Annotated in this window: 3 protein-coding genes; 1 reads left to right on the top strand and 2 read right to left on the bottom strand. The window is 69.4% G+C overall.

Translation table 11 applies throughout. From position 1 onward, the window contains the following. Positions 1-116: 116 nt before the first annotated feature. Positions 117-656 (bottom strand): phospholipase, encoded by a 540-nt coding sequence (locus tag DKL51_RS14040; RefSeq protein ID WP_109965995.1) that lies wholly within the window; start codon positions 654-656, stop codon positions 117-119. Between the two features lie 173 nt (positions 657-829). Further along, positions 830-2,488 (bottom strand): glycoside hydrolase family 10-like protein, encoded by a 1,659-nt coding sequence (locus DKL51_RS14035; protein ID WP_109965994.1) that lies wholly within the window; start codon positions 2,486-2,488, stop codon positions 830-832. A gap of 305 nt (positions 2,489-2,793) precedes the next feature. Between DKL51_RS14035 and DKL51_RS14030 the strand changes: the two genes are divergently transcribed. Beyond that, positions 2,794-4,288, top strand: a 1,495-nt coding sequence (locus DKL51_RS14030; protein WP_124812132.1) for an amino acid permease, incomplete at its 3' end; no start/stop codon positions are given.

Here is a 4,288-nt window from a genome sequence, read left to right as displayed (position 1 = left end):
CGGCGACCACGCCTGACCTCGCCCCCGCCCCTGTTGACCAAGAGGTTCGGGTCCGGATCCGGCCCGCCGGAGGACGCAAACTTCTTGATCAACGCGGGTGGGCGGGGAGCGGCGGCTCAGCGGAGGGCGGCGCGGCGTTCGGCGTCGGCCTTCATGCGGGCGGCGTGGTCGATGTCGGACTGCTGGACGGCGGAGACGGAGCCGAAGACGGTGACCGCCTCGTAGTAGGTCCAGGCGAGGCTGTAGCAGGCCGGCTGGACCACGTAGCTGTACGTCGCGCAGACCCGCTTCAGGTCGGCGTAGAAGGCACTGTCCAGCCGGGACTTGTTGGCCGAGAACAGGCCCATCGCCTTGTAGTTCCGGTAGCCGAAGTCGTGCCGGTAGCAGGAGAGCGCGAAGTTGAAGCCGAGCGGGTTGTCCGGACTGGACGAGCAGTAGTCGGTCGACCAGTCGAAGGCGTACTCGGACCAGGCGGCCTTGTTCAGCCGACCGGCGTTCCAGGCGTTGTAGCTGGTGGCGCTGGTCTGGGTCCAGCTGTAGAGCACGCTGAGCTTTTGCTCCCGGCTCACGGCGGCGAACGCGGGGGAGGCGACGCCGAGCGCGACGAGCAGCGCGAACGTGCCGGAGGCGAGGAGGGTGACGAGGCGTCTGGACACGGGTACCTCCGCGGGGGTGTGCGGTACGGCGGGTCACCGGCGGGTCACCGGGTGTAGATCAGTGTCGATCAATGTCCAGAGGTCTAGCGATGGTGGGCGCCAACTGTTGGTGACATTCGTCGAAACAGACGAATGCCCCGGACGCCGCAGCGTCCGGGGCATCCGCCCGACCGTCAGTGCACGAAGTGCGGCGGGCTGACCGGGCTCTCGTTCGCCAGCCGGTCCAGCGCGGTCACGTAGTAGGTGTACGGACGGCCGGCGGCGACCGTGGTGTCCACCCAGGACTGCACGTCATCCGCGGTGCCGCGCACGGTGGCGACCAGGTGGGCGGCGTCGGCGAAGTCGCACGCCTCGGCGATGCCGGCCCCGTCGAACCGGTAGATCGCGTACGACGTGGCGGTGCCGAGCGGCCCCTCGCCGTCCGCGGGCTGCCGCCAGCTCAGGCGTACCCCGTCGGCGTCCCGCTCTGAGGCGGTGACCACCGGGGCGAGCAGCGGCTGGGACGGCAGGTGCGGCATCGCCGGGATCAGCGCCGGGCGGGAGTAGTGCTCGGCCGCGTAGATGTCCGTCGCGCCCAGCCGGTTGGCCCGTACCTGCACCGCGGAGAAGTGCACGTTGCCGAGCACCTCCGGGTACGACCGGTTGAGCGTCAGGTGGTTCGACAGCTCGTACGGGTTCATCCAGTACGACCCGTACGCCGGCTCACCGCTCTTGTAGTCGGCCTGGCCGATGTAGAGCTGGACGCTGGTGCCGCGCACCTGCTCGGCCCACCACGGCACCAGGCGCGCGTAGTCGGCGGCCGGGTACTGGCCGATGTACCAGTAGAGCTGCGGCACGACGTAGTCGATCCACTCCTCCTTGATCCACTTACGGGTGTCGGCGGAGATGATGTCGTACGACTGGCTGCCGGTGGTGTCCGAGCCGAGCGGGTCGACCGACTTGTTCCGCCAGATGCCGAACGGGCTGACTCCGAACTTCACCCACGGCTTGGCCGCCTTGATCTTGGCGTTCATCTCCTGGATCAGCAGGTTGATGTTGTCCCGCCGCCAGTCGGCCTTGTTGGTGAAGCCCCGGTTGTACTCGGCGAAGGTGGCGTCGTCCGGGACCTGGTACGTGCCGCTCGGGTACGGGTAGAAGTAGTCGTCGAAGTGCACGCCGTCGATGTCGTACCGGTTGACGGCGTCCATCATCGCGGTCTGGACGAACTCGCGGACCTCGGGGATGCCGGGGTTGTAGTAGAGCCGGCTGCCGGCGACCCCGGCCGGCGGGTAGGCGAAGACCCAGTCCGGGTGCTGCCGGGCGGGGGCGTCCGGGGCCAGCTTCGAGATGTCCGCGCCGGCGCCGCTCGGGGCCGGCATGGAGACCCGGTACGGGTTGAACCAGGCGTGGAACTCGAGGTTGCGCTTGTGCGACTCCTCGACGAGGAAGGCCAGCGGGTCCCAGCCCGGGTCCTGGCCGCGCACCCCGGTCAGGTACTCCGACCACGGCTCGTACGGCGACGGCCAGAACGCGTCGGCGGTCGGGCGGACCTGGACCACGACGGCGTTGTGGTTGAGCTTCTGCGCCAGGTCGAGCCAGCCCAGGTACTCCGCCTTCTGCTTGGCCACCTGGTCGGGCGCGGTCTGCGAGGCCTTGCTGGGCCAGTCGATGTTCGTCACCGACGCGATCCACATGGCCCGGAACTGCCGCTTCGGGGTGGCCGGGTTGGTGACGCAGCTGGTCGAGGTGTCGGTCGTCGTGTCGCTCTCCGCGGCGCTGGCGGGGGTGCCGGCGATGAGCGCGCCGAGCAGCGCCACGGCCAGCCCGGCGGCTCTGAGCCGAGTTGCCTTCATGCGGTGCGGTCCCTTCGGTTGGGGCTCCCGGGGGGTGTCGGGCGACGGACGCCGGGCGCATCCGGCAAGATTCGCCGCAGAATGTCAGTCGCAAGTAGAAAACTTTCACTATTCCCCAGACGGCGCAAGGCCTCAGGGCGGATCGACGGGCAGCTCCGGCCGAACGTGGGAGGGTGACCGGGCCCACACGGCCGACGGTGATTTTGCCGACACGAAGCGTCGTGGGTTGGCTGGGAGCGAGCTGGGTACCTTGGCCGGTCACCGGGCCGCCACCGTGGTGGTCACGCGGTGGGGGAGGTGATCGAGTGTCGGTACTCCGGACCAAACCGATCAGGGACGTGCTGGCCCAGGGGGAGGCCGACGGGACCGACGGCCGGCTGGGACTGCGCCGCCGGCTCGGCGCCGTCGACCTGATGGGCTTCGGCATCGGCATCGTGATCGGCACCGGCATTTTCACCCTCACCGGGATCGAGGCGAAGAACCACGCCGGCCCCGGCGTGGTGATCTCGTTCGCCGTCGCCGGCGTGGTCGCCCTGCTCGCCGCGCTCTGCTACGCCGAGCTGGCGTCCAGCGTGCCGACCGCCGGTAGCGCCTACACCTACGCGTACGCCACCATGGGCGAGATCGTCGCCTGGATCATCGGCTGGGACCTGCTGCTGGAGTTCGCCCTCGGGTCGGCGGTGGTGGCCAGAGGCTGGTCCGGCTATCTCGCCGAGCTGTTCGACCTGCCCAGCGCCTGGTTCGCCGAGGAGGGCAGCATCGTCAACCTCGGCGCGATCGCGATCGTGCTGATCCTCGGCGTGGTCGGCATCGTCGGCATCCGCGAATCCGCCCGAGTGACCAACCTGCTGGTCCTGGTCAAGGTCGCCATCTGTGTCTTCATCGTGGTCGCCGGGCTGTTCTTCGTGAAGGCGGCCAACCTCAGCCCGTTCATCCCGTCCACCCAGCCGGCCGGGGGTGGTGAGGATGGCATCCGGCAGCCGGTCACCCAGGCCATCTTCGGGCTGGAGCCGTCCGTGTTCGGCTTCGCCGGAGTGCTCACCGCCGCCGCGGTGGTCTTCTTCGCGTACACCGGTTTCGAGGCGGTGGCGAACCTCGGCGAGGAGACGAAGAAGCCGCGCCGGGACCTGCCGCTGGGGCTGCTCGGCACGCTGGGGATCTCCACCGTGCTGTACATCGGCGTCTCGCTGGTGGTGGTCGGCATGGTGCCGTACACCGAGATCGACGAGGGTGCGCCGATCGCCTCGGCGTTCGAGGCGGCCGGCGCCGGCTGGGCGGCCATCGGAGTCTCCATCGCCGCCGTCGCCGGCCTGACCAGCGTCATCCTGGTCGACCTGGTGGCCATGGGCCGGATCGGCTTCGCCATCTCCCGCGACGGGCTGATCCCGCCGTCGATCGCCAAGGTGCACCCGCGCTGGGGCACTCCCTACCGGATCTCGGCGATCATGACCATCGGGGTCGCGCTGCTCGCCGGCTTCCTTCCGCTCTCCGCGCTCGCCGACCTGGTCAGCATCGGCGCGCTCTGCGCGTTCGTGCTGGTCTCCGTCGCCGTGCCGATCCTGCGCCGGAAGCGGCCCGACCTGGACCGGCCGTTCAAGGTGCCGTTCTCCCCGGTGCTGCCGATCGTCTCGGCGCTCGCCTGCCTCTACCTGATGCTCAACCTGTCGGTGGAGACCTGGATCCGGTTCCTCGTCTGGATGCTGCTCGGCGGGCTGATCTACTTCGGCTACGGCTACCGCCGCAACCGCCTCGCCCGCCGCGAAGCATCCAGACGAGGAACCGGATCCAGGTCTCCACCGA

Origin of the sequence: Micromonospora globispora (assembly GCF_003857015.1) — a bacterium.
Classification (GTDB): Bacteria; Actinomycetota; Actinomycetes; order Mycobacteriales; family Micromonosporaceae; genus Micromonospora; species Micromonospora globispora.
The sequence above is the reverse complement of the archived record's forward strand: the minus strand, read 5'-3'. Positions and strand labels throughout refer to the sequence as shown.